Origin of the sequence: Spirosoma sp. KNUC1025, assembly GCF_045160025.1 — a bacterium.
In the GTDB taxonomy this organism is placed as follows: domain Bacteria; phylum Bacteroidota; class Bacteroidia; order Cytophagales; family Spirosomataceae; genus Spirosoma.
This window is the reverse complement of sequence record NZ_CP087139.1, coordinates 4882011-4907352: the sequence shown is the minus strand read 5'-3', so window position 1 is coordinate 4907352 and position 25342 is coordinate 4882011. Positions and strand designations below refer to the sequence as shown.

Genomic DNA, 25342 nt, shown 5'->3' with positions numbered 1-25342 from the left:
TTTACAGGAACTGGTTGTTCATAAAAAATCCTGCTAATCTTTAAAATCATTTAAATCCTGGTTCAGATACCTTCCTGAATTGTATGACACTTATTATTCGAAATATGGTGTGCGACCGTTGTAAGCGAGTCGTGCGTGAAGAACTTGAGAAGCTTGGTCTGGTCGTAGATCGGGTGGATCTGGGCGAAGTCGACGTAGCAAATTTGCCGGAGAACGTAACGCTCGATGATGTTCGGCAGACGTTGCAGGTAAATGGTTTTGACCTGATTGATGATAAGAAACATTCGCTGGTTGAGCACATGAAAGTGCTGTTAATCAATGAAGTGCAGTATCTGAAGGGGGAGCGGTTGCCGACAGAAAACTACTCAGCCTTTCTGGAGCGTAAACTGGGCTATGAATACTCGTATCTGAGCGGTCTGTTTTCGGCCATTGAAGGACAAACGCTTGAGAAGTATATCATCGCTCTTAAAATTGAGAAGGTGAAAGAGTGGTTACGGTACGATGAACTGACGTTGAGCGAAATTGCGTGGAGGTTGAATTACAGCAGCGTCCAACACCTCTCAAACCAGTTTCGGCAGGTTACGGGCCTGACACCTGGCCAGTTCAGAAAAGCAACCCAAGTCGAACGACGAAGCCTGGACAGGATATAATGTTGAATGATTGAATAAGTCGAGTTGATTCAACAATTCAACCATTCAACCATTCAACATTAAAACCCTATCGGCTAAGGGAAGTTATTTTGTCAGACCAACGATGGTCAGCTAAACGCAAAACCGATAGTTATGGAAGCAATGCAACACAATCACACCCACGTCGACACTTGTTTTGAGTGCGCAGAAGCCTGCGAACGCTGTGCTACGGCCTGCCTGGAAATGCACGACCGCGATAGTAAAGGGCACGACATGACGGCCTGCATTAAACTCTGTCGTGACTGCGCCGATATCTGTACCCTATGTGGTCGACTGGATGCACGGGGTTCTGATTTTTCGCGTGATTTTATGGTACTGTGTGCTGAAGTCTGCGACGCCTGTGCCGAGGAGTGCGAAAAACATGCCAGTCACCATGCCCATTGTAAAGCCTGTGCGGAAGCCTGCCGTAAGTGCGCGGATGAGTGCCGGTCGATGTCGGCCAATGCGTAATGAAATGTCCGAAAGGGCTACGCTAGCTCTTTCGGACATTTCTCCTGATGATTTTTATTCGCTGGAACTATGAATTTTTTCGTTACCTGTTTTCTGTTAATCAGTTGGTTAGCTGGCTCTGAGCCGATCAGTCGGCAAATTGGGAAAGGCATTCATCCGGCGGTAGCCACGGATGCGGCTGGAGGTGTCCATGTCGTTTTTGGCCGGGGGAGTTTGATTTTTTATACGGCTTCGCGTGATGGCGAAACGTTCAGTATGCCCGTTCGGGTCGATAGCGTAGTAGGGCTACATCTGGGGGCATCGCGTGGGCCACAGATTGCCGCTACAGCTCAATCGGTGGTTATTACAGCAATTGATAAACCGGGCAACGTATGGGCATACGTACTCAATCGCAAGTCGGGCCAGTGGCAGCCGCGGGTTCGTATAACCGACGTACCAGACATCGCAAAAGAAGGATTCGTGTCGCTGACGGCCAGCCCGGATAATGTCTACAACGCAGTCTGGCTGGATTTACGAAATGACAAGCATAACAAGATTGTTGGAGCGCGCTCTACCGACGGAGGGCACACATGGTTACCAAACCGGGTCCTGTATCAGTCACCGGATGGAACGGTCTGCGAGTGCTGCCAGCTTTCGGTGGTCAGTCAGGGAAAGCGAGTGGCTGTCATGTTTCGCAATTTCCTGAACGGGGCACGGGATATGTATCTGCTCAAATCGGAAGACGGTGGGCAGACGTTCGGTAAGGCCGAAAAAATAGGCAAAGGAACCTGGAAACTGAATGCCTGCCCCATGGATGGGGGTGGGTTGTACATGACCCCGAACGGAACGGTTTCGACCGTCTGGCGACGCGAGAACAAAGTATACACCGCCCGGCCCGGTCAGCCGGAGACCGAGCTTGGCGAAGGTAAAAATGCTAAAATCGTCTTAACCGAAAAAGGAGAGTACGTAGTGTTTCAGCAAGCAGGGCAATTAATGATCACGACGCCTGAACAGACGCAGCCTAAAGCAATGGCAACAGGCGCATATCCGAAATTGACAGTACTCCCCAACGGACGTGTGCTCTGCCTATGGGAGCAGGACGGGACAGTTTGGGCCAGACCTATATGACCTAAGTACTGTAAGCAACAACCTGATGAAAACGTTTCTGATAACTACATTAATCGGCGTAACAAGCCTGGCCTTCGGGCAGCATCAGCACCATGAAGGCATGAAAATGCCAGCGTCTACCGGATCAAAAAAAGATACGGCTCGGTCGATGGATCATTCGATGCACAAAGGAATGGAAATGGGAGAGCCGTCTGGCAGTTCGATGCAAGAACCCAACTACGGCCTGACCATGGATACTACAATGGGCATGACACACTCGCTCTCGCGGAATCTCTCGATGAACCGCAATGGATCGGGTACATCCTGGCATCCCGACAATACGCCCATGTACGCCTATATGAAGCATCCGTCAGAAGGAAGCCGATGGAGTTATATGCTGCATTACGCTGTTTATCTACGCTACACCAGTCAGAACGTCAATAACACCGATAAGCGGGGTAACGCACAGCAGTTCGGGGCCCCGAACTGGGTGATGGGCATGGCGCAGCGTAAGGTTGGAGGGCGGGGACTTTTTCAGGTAAGAGCCATGCTTTCGCTCGATCCGCTGACGGTTGGAAATGGAGGGTATCCCTTACTCTTTCAAACGGGCGAGAGCTATCAGGGGCAGCCTCTAATCGATAAGCAACATCCGCACGATCTGATCTCTGAGCTGTCGGTCAGCTATAGCCATGCGTTCAGCAAAGACGTCGATCTTTACGGATACGTTGGTTATCCTGGCGAACCTGCCCTCGGCCCACCGGCTTTTATGCACCGAATTTCGGCTTTCGGCATTCCGGAAGCTCCCTTAAGCCACCATTGGCAGGACGCTACGCATATTCTGTTCGGGGTTGCCACTGTCGGATTGCGTTACAAATGGGCTAAGCTGGAAGCTTCGTCCTTCACCGGACGCGAACCCGATGAACACCGCTATAACTTCGACAAACCCCGATTTGATAGTTATTCGTACCGGTTATCCGTGAATCCATCGCCGTCGCTGGCTCTGCAATTTTCGCAGGGATTTATCCATAGTCCCGAAGACTTGCATCCCGACGAGAACGTAACGCGCACAACTGCTTCGATCCTGCACAGTAAAGGGCTCGCCCCCGGCCGATTTGTTACGTCAGCGTTTGTTTGGGGGCGCAATAGTCACGATGGGCAGGGAGAAAATTCGTTTCTGGCCGAGAGCAGTCTGCAATGGGATAAACTAGCTTTTTACGGTCGGTACGAGAATGTCAGCAAATCGCTCGAAGAATTAGGTATTAACCAGATTGACCCACTCAATACGCACGCGAGTTATGCCATAAATTCGCTCACTCTGGGCATGAACTACCGACTGGCGCAGACGCACAAGACCGATCTGGTCTTGGGGGCTCAGGTTACCAGCAGTATGCCGGATAAGTTTTTGCAATCGTATTATGGTACAATGCCGATTTCTGGTGAAATTTATCTGCGCCTATCGCCCAGCCTGATGACGATGCGAACGATGAACCATTCGGGACACGGCCAAATGAAAGGAATGCACCAGTAAACAAGCAGCCCCTACCGGGCACCAACTAGACAATAATTTCGTTATCAGTTCACTATAAACCATCTACAGCCATGTTGCGTAACCTATTCTTAACCGCCCTGACTTCATTGATACTGTTGGGCAATGCTTTCGCTGGTAAGCTCATCAGTGACGACAAAGAAAAGGAAGTTAAAATAAAAACGTCTGCCATTTGTGGCATGTGCAAATCCCGCATCGAACGGAATCTGACGTTTGAAAAAGGGGTCAAAGAAGCCAATCTGGACGTAAAATCGAAGATTGTCACAATCAAATACAATCCGTCGAAAACAGACGTATCGAAACTGAAAGCCAATATTAGCAAGACCGGTTACGACGCTGATGAAGTGGTTGCCGATGAAGCAGGTTACAACAAACTACCGAGCTGCTGCAAAAAAGGTGGCGGTATGGAACAGTAGGAGCGATACGATTTTAATACATAAAAATGGCCCGGTATCAATCTGATGCCGGGCCATTTTTATGTAAACGCTGCTTATTTAAACGCATTCAGCAATTGAGTGGCAGCCAGCGTCTGTGCCTGAGCAGCTTTGGGCTCAATCGCATACGTACCGAAGAACTCATGCGTAACGCCTTCGTACAATTGATACGTAACCTGAACTCCCGACTGCTGAAGTTTATCACGTAACTGCATGCCGTCACTCTGCAATGGGTCAATCTCTGCACCAATGATGGTCGTTGGGGGTAGACCGCTCAAATTGGCTACGTCAACCAGAGAAATCAGTGGGCTGTCGCCATCTGCCATCGTGTTGAAATACTTATCAACAAACCATTGAACCAATGGTTTGCTTAACGGCTTCGCATTGGCGTATTGAATATAAGAAGGCGTGTTGAGGTCGTTGTTCGCAACCGGATATACGGACAGAATATGAAGCGGCAATGTCAAACTACTATCGCGGGCCATCATCGAAACAGTAACGGCCATATTGCCGCCTGCGCTCTCACCGGCTACGGCAACCTTGCCGTTCCCATTGAGTTCCGACTGATTACTTCTAACCCACTTATAAGCCGCATACGCATCCATGTGCGCCGTCGGGAATTTGTTTTCGGGGGCGAGTCGGTAGTTAACCGAAACGACCAGTGCTTTGGTATTTTGAGCCAGTGCCAGGGTCGAGGCTTCGTATACATCCGAATTGGCAATGACCCAGCCTCCTCCATGGTAATAAACAATAACAGGCATTGGGCCTGACACATCGTTCGGTTTGTAGAGGGCAACTTCAATAGGTACACCGCCTGCTCCCGGAATAAAACGTTTGCTGACACTTACATTAGCTTTCGGAGGAGCAATGTGGTTCCTATCGAGCAGAGACGTAACGGCATCTTTCACCGATGGCTTCATACGAGCTTCCTGAGGAGTAAGCAGGTAAAGCGGGACTGGGTTCAGTCGATCCAGTTCTTCAATGATAGCCAGATTCTGCGGAGTAATGGTCGGGCCCCAGTCAGGCTTGGGGTTATTCGACTGTATGGATTGTCCGGGCAGGTCCACAGGTGGAGAACTTGGAATCTCGTGGTCCTGGCAGCTGGCCATAAAAATGCCAGACAGGAATGTTAGAACAATGCCCGAAGTAATTTTACCAGTTACTAGTTTTAGCTGTTGGAATGGAAGTAAAGCCGGAGTGTGGCCTGATACGTGTTTTGTGAGATTATTTTTCATAGAACGTTGATTGTTTGATTGCGCAACCGGGAAAGAAAATGGCTGGTTGCGATGGGTGTGGTAAAATTGATTAATTGGTCTGCCGTAACCGTAAAGGAATGAGGAAACGGTACTTTAAGGAGGCCGAACTATTACGTTCGGGTCTGTTTACCTCCGGCCCCTTCAGGGGGCTGCGGGGTGATAGCAATACGTATGAGAAACAAGCTGGCATTCGCAACTAATAATCAAAATAGAATCACAGACTAGAGACTTTCGCCTGTTTTTTGTTCACTACATATGACCTACGAACATTCACTGACATTCGCCCAAAAACTCGATCAGGAAGATCCACTTCGTCATTTTCGGGATCGATTTCATATTCCTGCCCGCGATAATAAGCCACTGACGTATCTGTGTGGAAACTCACTCGGACTGCAACCAAAGTCAGTACGTGCCGCTCTGGATCAGGAGCTCCTGACCTGGCAAAATTTGGGGGTTGAAGGCTGGTTTGAGCAGACAGAAAGTGCAGAACAGCCCTGGCTTGGTTATCACAATACTTGCAAACAGGCACTTGGTCAAATAATAGGGGCAGAGCCATCGGAAGTGTGTCCGATGAATGCTCTGACCGTCAACCTGCACTTGTTGCTCGCATCGTTTTACCGGCCTACAGAAAAAAAATACAAGATATTGACGATCAAAGGCGATTTTCCATCCGATCAGTATGCCCTCGAAACTCATATAAAACACCATGGGTTGAAACCGGCTGATACGTTGGTTGAAATTGCCCCTCATGCCGACGATAGCCTGATTCATACAACCGATATTCAGAAAGCTATTGCCGAACAGGCTGATTCGCTGGCGCTGATCTGGATGAGTGGCCTGAATTATTATACCGGACAGGTTTATAATATGGCAGCCATTGCTGAAACGGCGCAACAGCATTGTATACCGGTTGGTTTCGACCTGGCTCACGCAATCGGGAACGTACCGTTGCGTCTCCACGACTGGGGCGTTGACTTTGCTACGTGGTGTTCGTACAAATACCTGAATGGAGGGCCGGGCGCCGTTTCAGGGGTATTTGTTCACCAAAAACATCATGAACAGAACTTGCCCCGTTTGGCGGGTTGGTGGGGCTATCGGGAAGATCGGCGGTTTGACATGACGCCCGGTTTTTTGCCCGCTCCCGGTGCGGATGGCTGGCAGGTTAGCACCCCGAACATTCTGGCGCTGGCTGCGCACCGAGCCGCTATTGCCATTACTGCTGAAGCGGGAATTGTCGCGCTCAGACGGAAAAGCGAGCAACTAACGGGCTATCTGGAATACATTCTGACGCCTTTCGATGAAATTCAGATTCTGACGCCCGACGACCCTAATCAGCGGGGTTGTCAACTTTCCTTGCTGGTACGTAAAAATGGCAGGACTTTATTCGAATTTTTGACCAAACAGGGCATCATTGGCGACTGGCGTGAACCCGACTGCATTCGGCTAGCGCCGGTGCCCCTGTACAATACGTTCGAAGATGTGTATCGAGTGGGAGAAACGCTTGAACAGTTTTATCGCACTACCCGGTAGATGGCTGGCATGTAAACCTGGTCAATCTTCAGATTCAGTATTACAGAAGGCTACGTTTCGTTTGAGTCCGTCCAGTTTTGTACGCTTTACGGCCGACCGGCGGAAGATTTCCCGAAAAACGTCTTCCGTTATTTCTTCCCAGTCTGTTTTGGTAAACGTAGCAAGTTCAGGATGTAGATCGAAGGCGGGCGTTTGATGAGGTCGCGCAAAGCGGTTCCAGGGGCAGACATCCTGACAGATGTCGCAGCCGAAAACCCAGTTATCAAATTTTCCCCGAACGTCTTCAGGAATGGCTTCTTTTAGCTCAATTGTAAAGTAAGAGATGCATTTACTGCCGTCTACTACGTACGGACCTACTATGGCGTCGGTGGGGCAGGCGTCAATACATCGGGTGCAGGTACCGCAATAGTCGGTTATTGGGCCGTCGGGTTCCAGTTCCAGATCGAGAATTAGCTCGCCAATAAAGAAAAACGAGCCGATTTCGCGATTGATGAGGTTGGTATGTTTGCCCACCCAGCCCAGGCCCGCCCGTTTCGCCCAGGCTTTATCCATCACAGGGGCCGAATCAACAAAGGCTCGACCGCCTACTTCGCCAATTTCCTGATGAATATACGCCAGCAAGTCTTTCAGCTTATCTTTTATAACGTAGTGGTAATCTGTGCCATAAGCGTATTTCGATAACTTATAATCGCCCTCACCCTCAGGTAGTTTCTGATCGGGGTAGTAATTAAGCAGAACGGTAATAACAGACTTGGCATCGTCAACCAACAGCCGCGGGTCCAGTCGTTTGTCGAAGTGGTTAGCCATATAATTCATCTGTCCGTGCATCCCGTTCTTGAGCCATGTTTCCAGGCGGGGCGCTTCATCTTCCAGGAAATTCGCTTTCGCAATGCCACAAAAGTCAAAACCCAGCTCCTTTGCTTTGGCTTTGATCAATTGCGTATAACGGCTGGCTGGCGAGTGCATAAGAAATAATGGACAGAAAATAAAGACTATCGCTTTTTGATAAACGTACCTACTCCTTTTTAAATCCTGCCTATCCTATAAAATCTCCTCAGCGCTACCGGGGAAAATACTGCCACTCCCAGCAGGCAGACACATCTCGGTTCAGACAACTTGTCAGGCTATGCGGTTTTGGCCGGTCTTTTGACCATCTTTGCATATGAATTTCTGGAAGCGAAATAGAAGCTCATCAATGGAAAATAAAGACATTTTGGACGAGCAGGCGTCTGCGGATACTCAACAACCTGACAACCTGACTTCTGACGAAGCCGTAACGATTAATGGCGGAGAGCCTGAAGAAACGACAGGACCGGCGAAAGCCGAAGATTTTGTCGCGGAAACCGACCGAATTGGCAGTGAACTGGCCGAACTGAAAGATAAATATCTCCGTTTATACGCTGATTTTGAGAATTTCCGTCGTCGTACAGCCAAGGAAAAACTGGATCTGATTGGCACTGCCAACGAAGGGGTACTCAAAGCCCTGATTCCGGTCGTCGATGATTTCGAGCGGGCTATGCAGTCGATTGACAGTACAGAGGACGTAGCGGCTGTAAAAGAAGGCGTTTCGTTGATCTACAATAAATTATTTAAAACGCTGGAAGGCAAAGGGCTTAAGCCGATGGTGTCGAAAGGAGAACCTTTCAATGCTGATCTGCACGAATCTGTTACGCAGTTTCCGGCACCTAGTGATGACCTGAAAGGAAAGGTTATCGACGAAATCGAAAAAGGATATTATCTGAATGACAAGGTCATTCGGTTCGCAAAAGTAATTGTAGGAAGTTAAAATCAATGAGCGAATGAGTGAATGAGCGAATGAGTGAATAAAAGGCTAGTAACAGTTATTCACTCATTCGCTCATTCACTCATTCGCTCATTCAAAAATATGGCAACGAAGCGCGATTATTACGAAATTCTGGGTGTTGATAAATCGGTCTCGTCGGAGGATTTAAAGAAGGCTTATCGTAAGATGGCCATCAAATACCACCCCGACAAGAACCCCAACGATCCCACCGCCGAAGAAAAATTTAAGGAAGCTGCTGAAGCATACGACGTACTGAACGATCCCCAAAAACGGGCCAGATACGATCAGTTTGGTCATGCTGGTATGGGTGGCGCGGCTGGTGGCTATGGCGCTGGCGGCCCATCGATGGAGGATATCTTCAGTCAGTTTGGCGATGTTTTTGGCGACGATTCTCCGTTCGGGAGTTTCTTCCGGGGAGCCAATGGGGGAGGTGGGCGTCAGCGCGTTCGGCGTGGCTCCGACCTACGTATCAAGCTGAAGCTGAATCTTCAGGAAGTTGCCAATGGCGTTGAGAAAAAAATCAAGGTAAAACGGCATGTAACCTGTACGACCTGTGGCGGTAATGGCTCTAAAAATGGAACGGCGGTTCAGACCTGCTCAACGTGTAGCGGTACTGGCCAGACGCGCAAAGTAGTCAATACAATGCTTGGGCAGATGGTTTCGACCAGCACCTGTCCGACCTGTAATGGCGAAGGTAAAATCGTAACCGACCGCTGCGACACCTGTTTTGGTGAGGGGCGTGTGCTTCAGGAAGATGTTATCCCAATCAAAATTCCGGCGGGTGTAGCCGAAGGTATTCAATTGTCGGTAGGCAGCAAAGGTAACGTACCGCCCCGGGGTGGTGTGGCTGGTGATCTGCTTATTGTAATCGAGGAGGAAGAAGATGCCGACCTTAAACGCGACGGTAATAACGTAGTGTTTGATTTGTACGTCAGCTTTATCGATGCGGCAATCGGCACCAGCGTTGAAGTTCCGACCATTGATGGGAAGGCACGTATTACCCTTGATCCTGGCACACAAAGCGGTAAAATCCTGCGCCTGAAAGGAAAAGGTATTAAAGAATTGAACGGCTACGGTCGGGGCGATGAGTTGGTTCATATAAATGTCTGGACCCCAAAAACGCTTTCTGCCGAAGAACGTACCATGCTGGAAAAGCTACGTAACTCCCCCAATTTCCAGCCCAAGCCCAATAAAAATGAAAAAGGCTTTTTCGATAAGATGAAAGACTTTTTCCATTGATTAATTTGAGTACATCATCAACCAAAAAATGCCCTTCAACAGGGCATTTTTTGGTTTACAGAAATCGGATTTGTAAAGCTGTTTAGGGCTTTAGATTTGGAACAACTTTGAAATTCCTCCTTCGTCGGAATGACAAAAAAGGATTCGATCATAGGAAATTCTAAACTGGTTTATTAAGACAAGGTCAATAGCAATTTCGTTTTCGCCTAATCCATTTATCGCCCGTAACAGTTACCTGTAAAATATCAATGGACCCACCCACAAATTCGGGGCTGGATTTTATTTCACTTTCAATATATTCCTGAATAAATTGTACGGGTTCGTTTATCGATAAACGCTCAAAATAATTCTTTTTCTCATCCGACATCGTAAAGGCCGTTTTCGCGACGCCCATTATGTGAATGTCGGATTCGGTGTCTGGTTTGATTCCAACCCGAACTTTGTCCAGAAATGAATTAAGCGTATTAAAATACAGCACCATCACCTGAGGTTTGTTATTCTCTATTGTAAAAAACGCTACGTCAGCAAAGGAACCTTCTACCTTTTCTTTGTAAAAATATTTATTCTTCCGCCTGATTAATTCCAGATTGGTTTCATAATATTTTATCATTAACTCAGAAAACTTAATACGAATGTCTTCCAGCGATTTTGCGCCTTTGCAGGCGGTTTCGGCAAACTCGATTTGCTGCTCCTGAGCAAAGCCCGTATTGGCAAAGTAAAACTTGCCTGCCTTATGAATCGAACAGGAAAGCTGATTGGACTTTTCAATAAATTTTTTACCTGTTGAGTCATAATGATACGTAATTGATTTACTATCCGCCCCTATGAAAATAGCTTTTTCAGTGCGGACAATTACGATACATCCCCCAAGCCCTGGGTGGCTCAACCCCAGGAAGAATAATAAACAGAAAAGCCTTTTCATGATGTATAACGTTTATGGGCTAAGACCGTCATAACTGGTATCACTTTCTTTCTGATGCAGAGGTCCTCCTAAAAACAAATCAATTCGTAGGAAGCTAATCAAGGCTGCTAATGCTAAAGCAGTTACATATGATCAAGAAGAAAACGGGGTGAAATGTTTCGAACAGTTTGAATCGGTAAGTACACGTATTAAAAGAGCCGTCATAACCGTTTAGGAAGAGTGATTCGCAGTTCTGGATTGGGCTATTAGCGCTACTTTTTTTGCAAAGTATAGTAATCAGCTTGACTAATATTTGGAGATTTATTATACGGTATCATGCGTTTTGGCTGCTTTTTGTCTTTACAAATACGTAGTTTCCAGCCTGATTGGCTTTTCTATTTTTATACAATCGCGGGCATCCACGAAATGCTGGTTAGATCCCACCAGTTACGGTTCAACTAACTTCAGGTGTGGATCAATGAGGAGCCGTTTCTGTATAAAACATTAGGTTTTGGCAAGTAAACTATCGAACAACTATGCCGACGTTCCAAACTATACTGCTGGCCTGTGCCGCCACGACAACTGCTCTGATGGCAGGTCTCTTCTATGCGTATTTCTGTTCGGTAAATCCAGGTTTGCACCGATTATCGGACACGGAATATTTGACGGCTATGCAATCGATAAATCGGGCAATTCTGAACCCCATTTTTTTTATCAGCTTTATAGGCACGCCAATCTTATTGCCTATGGCTACCTGGTTTCATTACGGCAATCCAGTCTCGTTACGTTTCTGGTTTCTGCTGACCGCAACCCTCATTTATCTGTTTGGCGTACTGGGCGTTACTATAGCCGGCAACATACCGCTGAATGAAGCATTGGATTCGTTTTCTATACAGAAAGCGTCCATGGATGAAATTGCCGCTCAACGGGTCAAATTTGAAGCGCCCTGGAATACCTGGAATACCATTCGAACAGTGGCGTCGGTGGTGGCGCTTGTCTTCGTTATTATGGCCTGCATCAGCCCAAAAGCCGATTAGACAGACTCGTTCTGAGGTTTCCCGTTCTGACAGTTCTGAATAACTAATCGGCAGGGTTGACGTTTTTGTTGAATGAATTTAATCCCGGATTTGGCTATGGAGACATTTGTTCACAACCAGACATCAATGCATTATACAATTGCAGGCAATCAACTGCCCACGCTGCTTTTTGTGCATGGTTCCAATATCGATCTGACGTACTGGGAGGCACAGCTTGCGTACTTTAAAGACAAGTACACGGTTGTAGCCCTTGATCTGCCTGGCCACGGAAAGTCTGGCCGAAATAAAACGCACTGGACGGTAAAAAGTATGGGGGAGGATGTTGCTACGTTCATTAAAACCCTCAATCTGCAACAGGTTATTTTGATTGGGCACTCGATGGGGGGCGATGTTTGTCTGGTTGCTGCCACAAGCAACCCCGGCCCCATTATCGGGCTTATTGGCATCGATACGTTCAAAAGTGCAGGACAGCCGTTGCGCCCGGAATACCAGGAGCAAAGTGAACAGATCATCCAGAACCTGCACCAAAATTTTGGTGACACCAACGAACAGTACGCCCGTATGGTGTTGCTAACCCCGCAGACACCCGTTGCTGTATCGGAACGGGTTGTAAAGGATTATCGACAGGCCTACAAGCCCATGGCTACCGAAATTTTAGAGGCCATTTTCAAAGACGAATACCTGACAGAACGGGAATTGTTACCCAGGCTATCGGTCAAGCTTCAGCTCATCAACGTCGATTACATGCCAACAGACGAAGGTGCGCTTCTGCAATATGCAACGGCAGGCTATGAGATTCATCATATGACCGGGACTAGCCACTTCCCCATGATTGAGCAGCCAGACGAACTAAATAAACAGCTCGACTTGGTCATTGACGTTATCAAACAGGAAAATTCCGGGTAAATCCAGAACAGAGGGCTATAGTAGTTTGAAAGGAATCCAGACGTACTAATTTCGCCTTCAACTTCTTCTGGATTACTATATGCACCAAACACTGCTCCTTTGTCTGTCATTGATGCTTGCTGTCTCGTTGCTGGTTATGGTCGGTCAGCGACTGCGTATTCCGGTACCGATTTTTCTGGTGTTGAGTGGATTAGCGGTTAGCCTGGTTCCGGGTATACCGAGCATTGATGTTGACCCCGAACTGATTTTTTTGATTTTTCTGCCCCCTTTACTCTATGAAGCCGCCTGGTTCACTTCCTGGAAGGAATTCTGGCGATGGCGACGTATTATCCTTGTTCTGGCTTTTGGTCTTGTCATTTTCACGGCCTTTGCCGTAGCGTACGTATCCAGTGTTGTCATTCCGGGGTTTACGCTGGCGTTAGGCTTTTTGCTGGGTGGCATCATTTCTCCGCCCGACGCCGTTGCTGCTACATCGGTTCTGAAGGAGGTCAAAGTTTCCAAAACTGCTATTAGCATTTTGGAGGGAGAAAGCCTGGTGAATGATGCTGCCAGTTTGGTAGTCTTTCGTTTCGCCCTGGCCGCTGTTCTGTCCGGTACGTTCGTGTGGCAGCAAGCATCGGTTGACTTTCTGCTTGTTACCTTTCTGGGGGTAATTATTGGGTTGGCAGTAGGGGGCGTGTTCTACGTCATTCACCGATGGTTGCCCACTACAACCCGCATCAGCATCCTGCTGACATTCATGGCTCCGTACATTATGTACATGGTGGCCGAAGAGTTTGAGGCATCTGGCGTCATGGCCGTTGTCAGTGGAGGGCTGTTTCTGTCAAATCAGAGCCATGTTATTCTTAACCATAGCTCACGGATTCAGGGAACCGGCATGTGGGCCACCGTTGTGTTTGCGCTGAATGGAATCGTTTTCATTTTAATTGGTCTGGAGCTGCCTGCAATTATCAACGGACTGGGCGATTACTCGAAAATGGAAGCTATTCTGTACGCGTTGCTGATTACAGCCGTCGTTATTGTAACAAGGCTGGTGTTTGTAATCTGTTCATCATACTTCACCCAGTTTATTGGACAATACATTACAGTTGCTCAACGAAATCCGGGTCTACGCGGGCCCATTGTGATTGGCTGGGCTGGTATGCGGGGTGTCGTGTCGCTGGCGTCGGCATTATCGGTTCCGTTGACGCTTAAACACGCAGAGCCTTTTCCGCACCGGAATCTTATCCTGTTCATTACGTTCGTTGTTATTCTGGTTACGTTGGTTTTTCAGGGATTGACGTTGCCGCTGGTTATCCGATGGGTAAAGCCCAAAGACCTTGAAAACCATATTCCAGAGAATGAACAGGAATCCAGAATCCGTATAAAATTGCTGAAAATCGCGCTGAAATATCTTCAGGATAACTACGCAGATGCGGTAGCTGAGAATGAACTGGTGGGCAATCTGAAAAGTCGGATGGAAAGTGATCTGAACCAGACGAAGCATCACCTGGATTCGCTGGAAAGCGACGGCGAGAACGTAACCCAGTACAACAAAATAATGGCTGATATTATCAACGTCAAACGCGATGAATTACATCGGTTGCGGAACATACAGGAGTACGATGATGAAGTGATTCGCAAAGAAGAAGCACGGATGGATCTGGAAGAAGAAAAAATCAATCATCCAATTCATTAATTACGTCGATTCAGCAGTTCTTTCTCGAATTCGTGGGCTAATGGGTTCAAATTTTTAATATCGCAATCTGACGAGAGTGCGGTCAACCGTTGACTCGACAGACAGAATGTACTGCTTTTTTGTGGCTGACAATCAGCGGTATACCCGTTCGAATACATTACGTAGGCTAAAGCCCCGGCCTTGTTCCAGACTTCTCCCCACATGGTGACGGGCTTGTCATGCGCGCAGAGGGAAAGCTGGCGGACTGGAATAATAGCCCCTTTTCCATATTCAGCGATTAAAACCTGCTGCAACGAATCGGTGTTGTCGCAGGAGAGTCTGGCTAGTCTGTTATCATAGAAAACAACAAACAGGTTGGTCACTGTGACACCCGCCAGTTTTGTAGTGTCGGCTTTATACGTACGTATATGCGTGCAGGGAAGCGCTATGGTTCCTTTCACATAAGACTGGCTTTGTTCTGCAAAACCAGCCTGTTGGAGAGTGTCGGGCGTAGTAAGCTCCAGTTGGTACGGCCCAAACCCATATGTTTCTGATTGGGCTCTGACGAGAAAGGGAAACAGCAGGATGACTAGCAGCCGATAGTTCATTACGTTCCTGGTGCCAATTAGCACCACTTTACCAGTTTGGTTTCTGGTCAAAGATACGAATTAGTGCGTCGGTCAATCATTTCCTGAAGTGGGGTTCTGCACGGGTTGGTTTCGGTCATTTACGCTACAGAAGTTTGTGGTATGATAATAAATAAGGTGTGGATAGAAGATAACAAAATTGTCCTGCTAATCAACCGTATACAATACCCTGATGTAGGTATTTTTAATACGTAGTTCCGTATCGTACTTTGTTTACAGTCATTCGTAAAAGCATCTGCACGATGAAAGTAATCTGGCAACTTATTGGGTTGTTGCTTATTCCGGTAATGGCCGTTGCTCAATCGGTGCTGGTGCTCGACACGACATTTAATGACAGTAGGGTTGAAAAGCCATATCTCTATCAACTGAAGGAGCCCACCCGCCAGTTGAGTCTACCTGCCGATCTACCCACGGATATACGTGAATGGCAATCGGTCGAGAGCATTAATTACGGACGCCGGTATTTTATGGGCTGGGCGTGGTTTTCGGTACGTAGTGAGCAAGCCCGTACTGTCTGGCTTGAGTTAACGACGCATTTTATGGACTCGGTGCAGGTCTGGTCCAGCAGTCAGGATACGGGCTTACAACGTATTAAGGGGCCGTCGAGCTACCGCGAACAGGCAACTCCATTATCGCCCGTAAATCACCATTATTTTCTGTATGCCTTAAATCTGCCAGCCCGGCAGACAACCACCATTTGGGTAGGGAGCCGGGTCGTGCCGGGCGACGCGCTCAAATTTGGCCTTCAGCTCTGGTCACCCCGCCGGTTTCTGGCTGCGCAGCAACAGGATATTGTAGGCTGGGCCACCTTTGTGGGTATCATTCTGGCAATTTTAGGTGGCGTACTGATCGGTTTTATGTTCTACCGGCGCTCTATTTACTTGTTTTACGCCTGCTACGTAATTTGCCTGTCGGTCTATTCGCTGCTTAACGACGGCTGGGGAGCCTTTTTGCCTGATTCATTAGCCTGGTTCGATAACATCAGTTCCATCGTGCATTGGCTCAATCTGGGCTTCGGGGCATTTGTTATGTTTAGTCGGCAGTTTCTAACGGTGTCGGCCTATCCAGCGCGATCGCTGAAACAATGGCCAGAGTTTATCCCGATGCTGATTATTGCCGGGGCTGTATTTCTGGCCGACTGGGCACAGCAAACTGGCAGTGAGCTCATCGTAAAAACTGCTTATTTTATTGGGTATCTTGGTTTTATGGGATACGGTATCATCTGGCTGACGTACCTGGTCGATGCCTTTCGTCGGAAGATGACATTAGCCTGGTTATTGATTCTGGCCGTTTCATCAGTTCTGGCCTTTTTCTCAATCAACTCCTTTCTGATAAATTTTGGGCTGATCGGAACTCCGTTGCCCGATATGGTAGCACTCCGGGTTGCCCTGCTGCTGGAATTCACCATTCTTTCCATAGCCTGGTTTTACCGCCGGAAACTATTACACACGGCCCGTCTTCAGCTTGAAGTTCAGAACCGTCAATTACAGGCCGATGTTATTCAGACGCAGGAATCGGAACGTCAGCGTATTGCCGCCGACCTGCACGACGATCTGGGGGGCACACTGGCTACGATACGACGGAAAATTGGCGATGCCCGTCAGCGATTTCAACATACAGCGGCCCGCGAGACATTCGATGAGCTTGATCCGCTGATTCAAAAAAGCAGTGATGATCTACGACGTATTGCCCACCATCTGATGCCACCCGAGTTCAGCCGTTTGGGACTGTGTAGTGCGCTGGAACAGTTTGTCCTGTCTATACCTAATCAGCCAACGCATTTCGAGTTTCTGGTAACGGGGAATGAGCGAAAACTACCGGTCGATCTGGAGCTGAATGTGTATCGAATCGTGTCAGAATTAATCCAGAATATTCTTAAACACGCTAAGGCTAAACGAGCCTCCGTTCAGTTGCTCTATTATGGGGATCGGCTTTGTGTGGTAATTGAGGATGATGGCGTGGGTTTTGTTGCCAAAAAAGGAAAGAAGTCTGCTGGAATCGGACTTATTAATAGTAATTTAAGGGCAACTTACATTGGTGCAACATTGCGGAGAGAAACCGGTGAGGGAGGCACCATGATTTTGTTAGAATTGCCTTATTCCTCGTCTCATGCACGTACCGACTCCAGCTCGGATTCTTCTGATTGATGATCACAGACTGTTCAACGACGGTTTGAAATTGTTGATCGATGAGCAGCCGGATTTAATTGTATGCGGACAGGTATTTCGCTCAACGGATGCATTGTCCGTCATCAGCACGCAGCAGCCGAACCTGATTCTGATGGATGTTAATCTTCAAGGAGTGAACGGAATTGACCTGGGTAAGAAAATTATCATTGATTTTCCAGCGATTAAGGTCATTATTCTGACGATGTATAATCAGGCTAAATTGCTGGAAGAAGCCAGGAAAGCCGGTTTGCATGGGTATCTGTTGAAGGAGACGACAACGCCGGAACTTCTCGCCGGCATACGATCGGTGCTGCTTGGTGATACGGTTTTTGATTCCAACGTTACGGGGCAGCCAGCACCAGCCGAAGATACGTTTGGCGATGATTTTGCCAGGAGACTCAATCTGACTTTTCGCGAAGTCGAAATTATTAAATTGATTAAAGATGGGCTGACGAATGAACAGATTGGCGAGGCTTTAAGCATAAGCGTATTCACCGTAAAAACCCATCGGAAAAACATACATTTCAAACTGGATATCAGCAATGTCGCTGAGTTGATTCAGTTTGCCATAAAGCATGGGATATAATCCTGAAATCGGTCGAATTATCAACCAAAGCAAAGGTCCCAACTACAGCTGTAATTGGGACCTTCGCTTTGGTTGGAGGGCTGATCAGCCAAAGGCGTTAATGTGCTTTTGGAAGATAGCCTCGTACTTATTGGCTGCTGCGGTTTGCTTGGCTTCTTTACAAGCTTCGACAATCGTTTGCAGAATATACAGATCCGAATCAGGGCTGCCAAACCGATTGCCGTTTCCACTCTTATCGTAGGTCAGGTTCTGATCCGCCCGAGCGGCCATAATGTCGGCGATTTCGAGTGCTTTTTTGGAATCCCCCACCTCAAACAGGAAGCGTACGTAATTCGACGAAATCTGGTCGTACGGAATACTCTTATCAGGAATCACTTTCAGCGAATAATTGAGTACTTCCCGCGCTTTGTCTTTTTTGCCTTCCCGCATTAGCTGGTCAGCCAGCCGGAAGAACGCAATCCGCGCTGAAATAACGGGTGGCCCTTTATAAGTTTCGTCGTAATATGTATTTGGGTTATCGAAATCACGCCAGAAGGTTTTCTTCAGCATGTTCGTGTACATAATATCCGAGTTGACATACCCGTCCGAAGCGCCCGGCACTGCCACTGGCATCAGCCGGTACGCATAGCCTTCCAGCTGCATGTAAGGCTTCAGGCTCAGGTAATTGTCGCTTGCTAATGTGCTCGAGAAATAGATCGGCCGTTTCCAGTTGTTGGTGGCAATCATGTCGAGCATAATCAGATCGGGCTTGTAAAGGTCCTTTTTCCCGATTGTCCACTGCAACGTATCTTTTACCAGCGGACGCAGAGTTGCCGGTACGAAATTCGATTTGTCGATAGCGGCCTTGTCGATGGGCAGGAACAGAATTGACGACGGCAGAATGCTCGTCATATCGCCACTCGTAAGCGGTACCTGAATCGCTGGATTGTTCGTTTTGATCAGGCTAATGTACTGCTTCAGGTCAATGCCATTTTTTACGCCTGGCACTTCATAGAACGGTACGATGTCGTTTTTGCCCTTGTTGAAATTATCAAACTCAAGCGAAATCGGCAGCGCGTCGGACTCATAGGTTTTCCGCTTCATCTGCTGGATGTACCATTCCGTACCCAGCAAACTCAGGTTACAAACCCGTACGTCCCGGCGGAACCCTTCCACTTCCTGTACGTACCAGAGCGGGAACGTATCATTGTCGCCACCTGTAAACAGCACTGCATTGGGTGCACAGGAGTTGAGCAGATTTTTCGCAAAATCAACCGACTGGTAGCGATGATCGCGATTGTGGTTATCCCAACTTTTTGCGCCCATCATGACCGGCACCAGCGCACATAACCCCACAATCAGGCCGTTACGGGCCATGTCGGATTTGAGGTAAGCCCGTAAGCCTTCGGCCAGCGCCATAACGCCCAGCCCAAGCCAGATCGCAAAGAAGTAGAACGACCCAACATAAATATAGTCCCGCTCGCGAGGCTCGGATGGAGGAGAGTTCAGGAAGACCTGGAGCGCGATGCCCGTAAAGAGAAACAGCAGTGCAACAATCAGGAAATCGCGCCGACGGCGGAAATACTGGAAGACAATGCCAAACAGACCCAGCGCAAACGGCAGCATGTAGAAATTGTCGCGGGCTTTATTGGTCTTGAGCAAATCCGGAACGCCATTGTCCGTCGACCAGGGCAGGAGATAGCCAGCTCCTTCTTCGTCGCTTTCACGTCCGGCGAAGTTCCACATCAGATATCGCCACCACATGTGACCTAGCTGATAACTGAATAAAAACTTCAGGTTGTCGCCCATGGTCGGCTTTTGACCTTCGGCAAGCCCAAGCATCTGGCGGTACAAAGCCGGGTGATTCTGCTGACTGCTGTAGACACGTGGAAACAGCATCTCATCGCCCGGTGAATAAATGTACTCTGGTTGATGATCGAAGACGACGTATTTGTTGCCTTCTTTTTCCAGATCGCTGCCCCCTGTTTCTGATCGATTGGGCGGGAGGTAAACACAGGTCCATACAGCAATGAACGACTGCCGTATTGTTCACGCCTGAGGTACGACAGGAAGTTCAACTCATCACTGGGGTCGTTCTCGTTGATCGGCGGATTAAATTCTGCCCGTACCAGCACCTGCATGTAAGAAGCATAACCAATCAGCACGAAGGCCAATGCCAGCAACGACGTATTGAGAATAACCCGCTTTTGCCGGGCTGACCAGATAATACCGTAGACGATTGCGCCAACAAACACAACTGTGAAGAAAATAGCCCCAGAGGTAAATGGCAGGCCGAATGTGTTCACGAAGATCCGCTCAACAAAAAAGGCCATGCCTGGCAAACCCGGAATGATACCGGCATTAATAATGGCCAACACCACCAAACCAATCCCCGCGGCAATCACACCACCCCAAAACGTTGGTTTTGGTTGCTTCTTGAAATAATAAATCAGAGCCAGGGCTGGTAACGTAACGAGGTTCAGCAAGTGGACACCAATCGACAGGCCGGTCAGATAGGCAATAAAAATAAGCCAGCGGTTAGCGGCTGCTTCATCGTCAATACGTTCCCATTTGAACGCTGCCCAGACCACAATAGCGGTAAAGAACGACGACATACCGTATACTTCGGCTTCTACGGCCGAGAACCAGAACGTATCAGAGAACGTGTAAGCCAGGGCACCTACCGCGCCTGTTCCGATAACCAGCAACGTATCGGCGGTAGAATAATCACTCTCGGCTTTGTCAAGTAGCTTCTGCGCCAGCATTGTAATGGTCCAGAACAGAAACGCGATGGTGAAGGCACTGGCCAGCACCGACGCCATGTTCACCCAGTACGCTACGCTGGTCAGGTCGCCAAAAGACAGCATGGAAAAGAGCCTTCCCAGCAGGAGGAAGAACGGTGCGCCGGGCGGGTGAGGTACCTGAAGTTTAAACGAACACGCAATGAATTCGCCACAGTCCCAGAAACTGGCCGTTCGTTCGACGGTCATCGCGTACGTAATGAGCGCGACAGCGAAAACAAACCAGCCTGTCAGGGTGTTCAGGCGCTTGAATGACTGCATACAAATGAAGATTAACGAACTGCTTTTGTGTAAGTAACTGGCAAAATTACGTAAAAAGAAACCCAGCCTGACCCGGCCGGGCTGTTAAAGTTTGTTAAGGATGGTGGTTGGCCAATTGTCATTAGTCATTTGCCAGGGGTTTTCCTCTGTGCAGTCAGGCTCTCAAACCTGACTGATAAGGTTTCTCAAAACATCCACGAACGGTTTTGAGAAACCTCACTTTGGCGGATTGAAGAATCCACCATCACCAACAACCAACGCCTAGTGACCAATGACTATTGACCAACTAGTTTGAGTAAATTTCTTTCCGCGCAGCTTTCAGCGTATTTTGCATGAGTGAGCAGATGGTCATCAGGCCAACGCCACCCGGTACGGGCGTAATGAAACTAGCCTTGGGCGCTACGTCGGCAAATTTCACGTCGCCCTTCAGCGAAAAACCGCTTTTTTTGCTTGCATCAGGAACGCGCTCTAGCCCTACATCAATCACAACAGCTCCTTCTTTTACCATGTCTGCTGTGACAAACTCGGGCTTGCCCAGAGCTGCTACCAAAATATCCGCTGTGCGGCAGATTTCGGCCAGATTCTTTGTCCGGCTGTGGGTAAGCGTAACGGTGCAATTGCCCGGGTACGTATTGCGCTGCATCAGTATGGACATGGGTAATCCCACAATCTGGCTGCGGCCCACCACCACGCAATGCTTGCCAGAAGTTTCGATATTGTATCGCTTTATCATTTCCAGTACGCCCTGTGGTGTGGCCGAAATGTAAGCCGGTAACCCTTTCGCCATCCGGCCGATGTTGATGGGATGGAAGCCATCTACATCTTTGGTAGGGTCAATGGTTTCCATGACGCGGTCGGGGTTGATATGATCGGGGAGGGGAAGCTGCACAATCAGTCCGTCCATATCCGGGTTATCGTTCACTTCACGAACCTTGTCCAGCAGTTCTTCTTCAGAAACCGACGGATCGAGCCGTATAAGTGTTGAGTGCATTCCAACCTCTTCACAGTTCTTCATTTTCGACGCTACGTAGGTTTCTGAGGCTCCGTTGTTGCCAACCAGAATGGCTACGAGGTGTGGAATTTTGCCGCCCTGCTCGCGTATCTGGGCGACCTCAGCCGCAATTTCCTGTTTAATTTGTGAAGAGAGGAGTTTACCGTCTAAAAGCTGCATATGAAATATAAGATGCTTTAAATCAAATAGATATCATTCGGAGTGTTAAGGTAAGCTACGCCATACACCAATTCGATCTATAATTGGTTGCGAAAGTACGACCTTGAAATAGATATTGGATAAGGTAGGCACGAAACAACTTGATCTATTTCGGGGAATGAGCGCCGGAAATGGTGCAGATAAACATATAAGCCTCGTCCTATTTCGGACAGCCGGACAAGTGGTTCGTCCGTTTTTGAACCAGAAAGTGCCTGAAATAGACCTCAGATGCGGTTTTAGGCCATTTTGGCAGAATGGCACGGCTGTTGCCATTTGTGAGTAGACAGCTTATACACTAATCACTCACAACTATGAAAACCATCCTTTTGTCGCTCATTAACGTAATGATCATTGCTTTTCTTGGCTTTATCCCTCAGTCTGCTTACTCTCAGACGGTCGATTCGTATGTACGTGAAGATTCTTTACAAGCGTACTGGCGGATTCGGGCTGAATACGGTAAGACCCAGCCCGTTATTCAATTTTTTGATCGGCATCATCAGCTTCTTTATCAGGAACAACTTTCTGAATCAACCCAGCGCATAAACCGGCAAACGACCCGTGCTTTCGACGTATTGTTGTCTAACCTGACAACCAACCGCATATTAGCCACTGCTTATCTGGACAATACGGACCTTTCTTTTGCGGCCTACCCCTCTATAGCTGACAAGTCAAATCTAAGGCAGGTCATTCGTAAGCGGGGGATCGTCATGGCAGATATTAATCCCTCTCTTGATCAGGATGCCCGGCTTACGCTTCGTTTAGCCCAGACGAAGCGTCGTCTGGTCGGAATTACGCTGGAAAGTGAAGATCGACTAACAACGTATTTTGATGATTGCTCGAATCAACCGATCTATTTCCGGCATCTGAACCTATCACAAATACCAAGCGGGGTGTACCGGCTGAATGTCAAGGCTTATTCAACGACTGTTGTGTACCGGCTTACTATTGATCGAGCCGTAGGTCGGTATTATTTACAGAAAGAGCCTGAAATCTAGCAGGGACTAGTTCGTCTATGCAAGTTTACCCGTATTTCTGCTGCCACTCTTTTTTCAGTTTCTTATAGTCTGGATCTTCCCGCGCTTCGAGGTACTTGCCGTAAAAGATGCGGGCAGATTCGGCTTTGACCGGATCTTCGACACGCGGAAGCTGGTCGCGGCCATGAGCCCCGGAACGGCCTTTCTGATCGTCGGGCACCGGACCATCGTATTTCTGGCCGCTGGCGTGATTAGCGTATCGACGGGAGCGGGTGTATCCCATTTGCAGAAATTTCCGGGCCATATCCATACCAATAAAATCCCCTTTTTGCTTGTAGTCGAGAAAAAGCTGATAAATCTTCTCCGACGACTCCCGGGCAATGTCTGGTGTTTTAAACTTCCAGTAGGGTAAAATTTCTTCCTTGTAGGGCCTGACCAGCAATACGCCCTGCTCGCCTTTGCCAACCCGGTAGAGTTCGGGCTGTTCGCGCAGGTTCAGATGCCGGTAGTCAAGATCGTAATTGAAGGCCCGGTTGTTGGCTGCCATCTGTCTGATTTGTTGTTATTGCTACGTATAACAACAAAGACGGCCTGATGGCTAACGACCTAATAACCGGGGATCGAACTGGTAAGGCTGCTTGTCAACAATGATCACTTCGGACGAGCGCGGATGAGCCGGATTGATCAGGAAATTGTACTCGCCTTCTACCACGGCCGAGGGGACTTTCAACAGGAGAAAACGGTTCTCCGTAAGCCAGTTTTCGGTCATGCCTTTTATACTGGTTGGCGGATTGAGCGTGTTCCAGCCTGTGGGCAGTTGGTCCAGCGGAATGCTCAGGAGCGAATCGTCCGGTACCCGGATGGTCATCATGCGGTAGAAATCTGGAACGTAGGATAAGGGGCTATGCACCAAAATTTCGAGGGTTGCCAGCGCACGCGAACTGGCTGTGTACAATACCGGCGTTCCGATGTAATTCCAGCGTCCTCCTACCAAACGGGCACCGGTTCCGGTCAGATCATCAGCTCGGCGAGCGTTTGACAGACGAAATACTTCCATCAGGCCAACACCCCCCAGTCGATACGGATGAGTTCATCCAGCACAGCCTGAAAGCCAAATTGAGTATCTAATAAATCGACCGGTTTCTTTCCGTTTAAAATGGGACTTGGATGATTCATCCAGCCGTTAAATTTTTCGGGATTTCCGAACACCTCTTCCCCCGTTTATACAGATTGGCTAGTTGCAGCGCCTTTTCCGTGACATCCTGAGGTAATAATTTCTCGTCGGTGTATCGCTGCCAGGTGCGGGCCGAAATGTGCAGAATCGTAAATAGATCGGTATGAGCCAAGCCAAGATGACGAGCCATTGTAGCAACGGCTTTTTTCGATAATCCCTTGCGGCTCACTTCAATCAGATCAAATATGGATCGGATAGGTGGTGCGTTTTTGGCTCCGAAATACTGATTGATCGTGCTTGTCGTGTTCATGGTCTCTGCGTCATTTGGCGCAAATATAACGACAATTGACGTAGCGCGGTTCAGCTACTAATCGATTATTCGTTCGGCGACTTATCCTGACGGTTGGTATTCACTCAATTTCTTTACTTTCGCCGAAAACAAAGCGGTATGATCTGGTATAATAAACCGGCAATCTGGTCGGAAGAAAAGGAGCGACTGTTTGTACGAGTTGAAGGAGACACTGATTTCTGGCGGTTAACTCACTATGATTTTGTCCGAGATAATGGTCATTTCTACTACCGGGAGCTGGCCGGCGATTTCGTAGCGAGTGTAAAAGTTACCGGGCAGTACAAAAACCTGTACGATCAGGCTGGACTGATGATCCGGCTCGATGATCGCAACTGGATGAAGACGGGTATTGAATACGTGGATGAACAGCAACACATCAGCGCAGTCGTTACGCGGGAATTTTCGGACTGGTCGGTGTGTCCGCTTACTCATTTTCCTCCCTCCGTGTACTTACGACTGACTCGTCAGATTGACTCAGTACGTATTGATTATTCGTTCGACGATTTTACGTATCAGATGCTGAGGTTAGCCTATTTCCCGCCCGACGTAACGGTTCAGATCGGGTTAATGGCGGCTGCCCCCGATGGGCAGGGATTCGACGTAACATTCGAGCAGTTTTCAGTGCTGACTATTTCGTAACGGGGTCGCTACAAAACAG

General features: G+C 48.3%; 25 protein-coding genes and 1 pseudogene. 16 read left to right on the top strand and 10 right to left on the bottom strand.

Features of this window, described 5'->3' with window-relative positions; all coding sequences use genetic code 11:
* The first annotated feature begins 83 nt into the window (after positions 1-83).
* The 5 genes from LN737_RS21530 to LN737_RS21510 all read left to right on the top strand — a co-directional run bounded on the left by LN737_RS21530 (position 84) and on the right by LN737_RS21510 (position 4187).
* Complete coding sequence (locus LN737_RS21530; protein WP_405511880.1) at positions 84-650, top strand: AraC family transcriptional regulator; 567 nt, start codon at positions 84-86, stop codon at positions 648-650.
* Positions 651-782: 132 nt separating this feature from the next.
* Entirely contained in the window at positions 783-1139 is a 357-nt protein-coding gene (locus LN737_RS21525; protein ID WP_405511879.1) for a four-helix bundle copper-binding protein, read from the top strand.
* A gap of 69 nt (positions 1140-1208) precedes the next feature.
* Positions 1209-2246, top strand: coding sequence for a sialidase family protein (locus tag LN737_RS21520; RefSeq protein WP_405511878.1), 1038 nt, complete (start codon positions 1209-1211; stop codon positions 2244-2246).
* Positions 2247-2271: 25 nt separating this feature from the next.
* Entirely contained in the window at positions 2272-3753 is a 1482-nt protein-coding gene (locus LN737_RS21515) for a hypothetical protein (RefSeq protein ID WP_405511877.1), read from the top strand.
* A gap of 71 nt (positions 3754-3824) precedes the next feature.
* Positions 3825-4187 (top strand): heavy-metal-associated domain-containing protein, encoded by a 363-nt coding sequence (locus LN737_RS21510; RefSeq protein WP_405511876.1) that lies wholly within the window; start codon positions 3825-3827, stop codon positions 4185-4187.
* A gap of 74 nt (positions 4188-4261) precedes the next feature.
* On the opposite strand, the gene LN737_RS21505 is transcribed toward LN737_RS21510, so the two are convergent.
* Positions 4262-5440 carry an alpha/beta hydrolase gene (locus LN737_RS21505; RefSeq protein WP_405511875.1) on the bottom strand — a complete coding sequence of 393 codons (1179 nt, stop codon included), beginning with the start codon at positions 5438-5440 and terminating at the stop codon, positions 4262-4264.
* Positions 5441-5538: 98 nt separating this feature from the next.
* Between LN737_RS21505 and LN737_RS21500 the strand changes: the two genes are divergently transcribed.
* Positions 5539-5661 carry a hypothetical protein gene (locus LN737_RS21500; protein WP_405511874.1) on the top strand — a complete coding sequence of 41 codons (123 nt, stop codon included), beginning with the start codon at positions 5539-5541 and terminating at the stop codon, positions 5659-5661.
* A 55-nt stretch (positions 5662-5716) separates the two neighbouring features.
* Positions 5717-6991: a kynureninase gene (kynU, locus tag LN737_RS21495; protein WP_405511873.1), complete on the top strand. Its 1275-nt coding sequence runs from the start codon at positions 5717-5719 to the stop codon at positions 6989-6991.
* 21 nt (positions 6992-7012) lie between these two features.
* Here the strand turns inward: kynU and queG are convergent, their stop codons facing one another.
* Positions 7013-7957 (bottom strand): tRNA epoxyqueuosine(34) reductase QueG, encoded by a 945-nt coding sequence (gene queG, locus LN737_RS21490; RefSeq protein WP_405511872.1) that lies wholly within the window; start codon positions 7955-7957, stop codon positions 7013-7015.
* Between the two features lie 229 nt (positions 7958-8186).
* On the opposite strand from queG, the gene LN737_RS21485 reads away from it, so the two are divergent.
* Entirely contained in the window at positions 8187-8777 is a 591-nt protein-coding gene (locus LN737_RS21485) for a nucleotide exchange factor GrpE (protein WP_405511871.1), read from the top strand.
* Positions 8778-8876: 99 nt separating this feature from the next.
* Positions 8877-10034: a molecular chaperone DnaJ gene (gene dnaJ, locus LN737_RS21480; RefSeq protein WP_405511870.1), complete on the top strand. Its 1158-nt coding sequence runs from the start codon at positions 8877-8879 to the stop codon at positions 10032-10034.
* Positions 10035-10218: 184 nt separating this feature from the next.
* Here dnaJ and LN737_RS21475 read toward each other — a convergent pair whose 3' ends face one another.
* Positions 10219-10956, bottom strand: coding sequence for a hypothetical protein (locus LN737_RS21475; protein WP_405511869.1), 738 nt, complete (start codon positions 10954-10956; stop codon positions 10219-10221).
* Between the two features lie 515 nt (positions 10957-11471).
* Between LN737_RS21475 and LN737_RS21470 the strand changes: the two genes are divergently transcribed.
* The 3 genes from LN737_RS21470 to LN737_RS21460 all read left to right on the top strand — a co-directional run bounded on the left by LN737_RS21470 (position 11472) and on the right by LN737_RS21460 (position 14556).
* Positions 11472-11972, top strand: coding sequence for a DUF1772 domain-containing protein (locus LN737_RS21470; RefSeq protein WP_405511868.1), 501 nt, complete (start codon positions 11472-11474; stop codon positions 11970-11972).
* Between the two features lie 96 nt (positions 11973-12068).
* Entirely contained in the window at positions 12069-12878 is an 810-nt protein-coding gene (locus tag LN737_RS21465) for an alpha/beta fold hydrolase (RefSeq protein WP_405511867.1), read from the top strand.
* Positions 12879-12957: 79 nt separating this feature from the next.
* Entirely contained in the window at positions 12958-14556 is a 1599-nt protein-coding gene (locus LN737_RS21460; protein WP_405511866.1) for a Na+/H+ antiporter, read from the top strand.
* Here the strand turns inward: LN737_RS21460 and LN737_RS21455 are convergent.
* Positions 14553-15194: a hypothetical protein gene (locus LN737_RS21455; RefSeq protein WP_405511865.1), complete on the bottom strand. Its 642-nt coding sequence runs from the start codon at positions 15192-15194 to the stop codon at positions 14553-14555. The genes LN737_RS21460 and LN737_RS21455 overlap by 4 nt on opposite strands.
* 230 nt (positions 15195-15424) lie before the next feature.
* Here LN737_RS21455 and LN737_RS21450 point away from each other — a divergent pair, with 230 nt between their 5' ends.
* Both LN737_RS21450 and LN737_RS21445 read left to right on the top strand, forming a co-directional pair.
* A complete protein-coding gene (locus LN737_RS21450; protein WP_405511864.1) occupies positions 15425-17329 on the top strand; it encodes a 7TM diverse intracellular signaling domain-containing protein in 1905 nt (634 codons plus the stop codon).
* A complete protein-coding gene (locus LN737_RS21445; protein WP_405511863.1) occupies positions 17292-17936 on the top strand; it encodes a response regulator transcription factor in 645 nt (214 codons plus the stop codon). Before LN737_RS21450 ends, LN737_RS21445 begins: the two co-directional genes overlap by 38 nt.
* Before the next feature lie 84 nt (positions 17937-18020).
* Here LN737_RS21445 and LN737_RS21440 read toward each other — a convergent pair.
* Positions 18021-20977: pseudogene (locus LN737_RS21440) on the bottom strand (protein O-mannosyl-transferase family).
* 286 nt (positions 20978-21263) lie between these two features.
* Entirely contained in the window at positions 21264-22148 is an 885-nt protein-coding gene (locus tag LN737_RS21435) for a bifunctional 5,10-methylenetetrahydrofolate dehydrogenase/5,10-methenyltetrahydrofolate cyclohydrolase (RefSeq protein WP_405511862.1), read from the bottom strand.
* A gap of 350 nt (positions 22149-22498) precedes the next feature.
* Between LN737_RS21435 and LN737_RS21430 the strand changes: the two genes are divergently transcribed.
* On the top strand, positions 22499-23182 hold the full coding sequence (locus LN737_RS21430) for a hypothetical protein (protein WP_405511861.1): 684 nt from the start codon (positions 22499-22501) through the stop codon (positions 23180-23182).
* Positions 23183-23207: 25 nt separating this feature from the next.
* Here the strand turns inward: LN737_RS21430 and LN737_RS21425 are convergent, their stop codons facing one another.
* Genes LN737_RS21425 through LN737_RS21410 form a run of 4 tightly spaced genes read right to left on the bottom strand, consistent with a single transcriptional unit; the run spans position 23208 to position 24645 of the window.
* A complete protein-coding gene (locus LN737_RS21425; protein ID WP_405511860.1) occupies positions 23208-23708 on the bottom strand; it encodes a DUF4385 domain-containing protein in 501 nt (166 codons plus the stop codon).
* 51 nt (positions 23709-23759) lie between these two features.
* Positions 23760-24218, bottom strand: coding sequence for an RES family NAD+ phosphorylase (locus tag LN737_RS21420; protein WP_405511859.1), 459 nt, complete (start codon positions 24216-24218; stop codon positions 23760-23762).
* Positions 24218-24337 carry an MbcA/ParS/Xre antitoxin family protein gene (locus tag LN737_RS21415; RefSeq protein WP_405511858.1) on the bottom strand — a complete coding sequence of 40 codons (120 nt, stop codon included), beginning with the start codon at positions 24335-24337 and terminating at the stop codon, positions 24218-24220. The genes LN737_RS21420 and LN737_RS21415 overlap by 1 nt, the downstream gene beginning before the upstream one ends.
* A complete protein-coding gene (locus LN737_RS21410) occupies positions 24334-24645 on the bottom strand; it encodes an antitoxin Xre-like helix-turn-helix domain-containing protein (protein WP_405511857.1) in 312 nt (103 codons plus the stop codon). Before LN737_RS21410 ends, LN737_RS21415 begins: the two co-directional genes overlap by 4 nt.
* 138 nt (positions 24646-24783) lie before the next feature.
* Here LN737_RS21410 and LN737_RS21405 point away from each other — a divergent pair, with 138 nt between their 5' ends.
* Positions 24784-25323 (top strand): DUF1349 domain-containing protein, encoded by a 540-nt coding sequence (locus LN737_RS21405; RefSeq protein WP_405511856.1) that lies wholly within the window; start codon positions 24784-24786, stop codon positions 25321-25323.
* Positions 25324-25342: the final 19 nt, after the last annotated feature.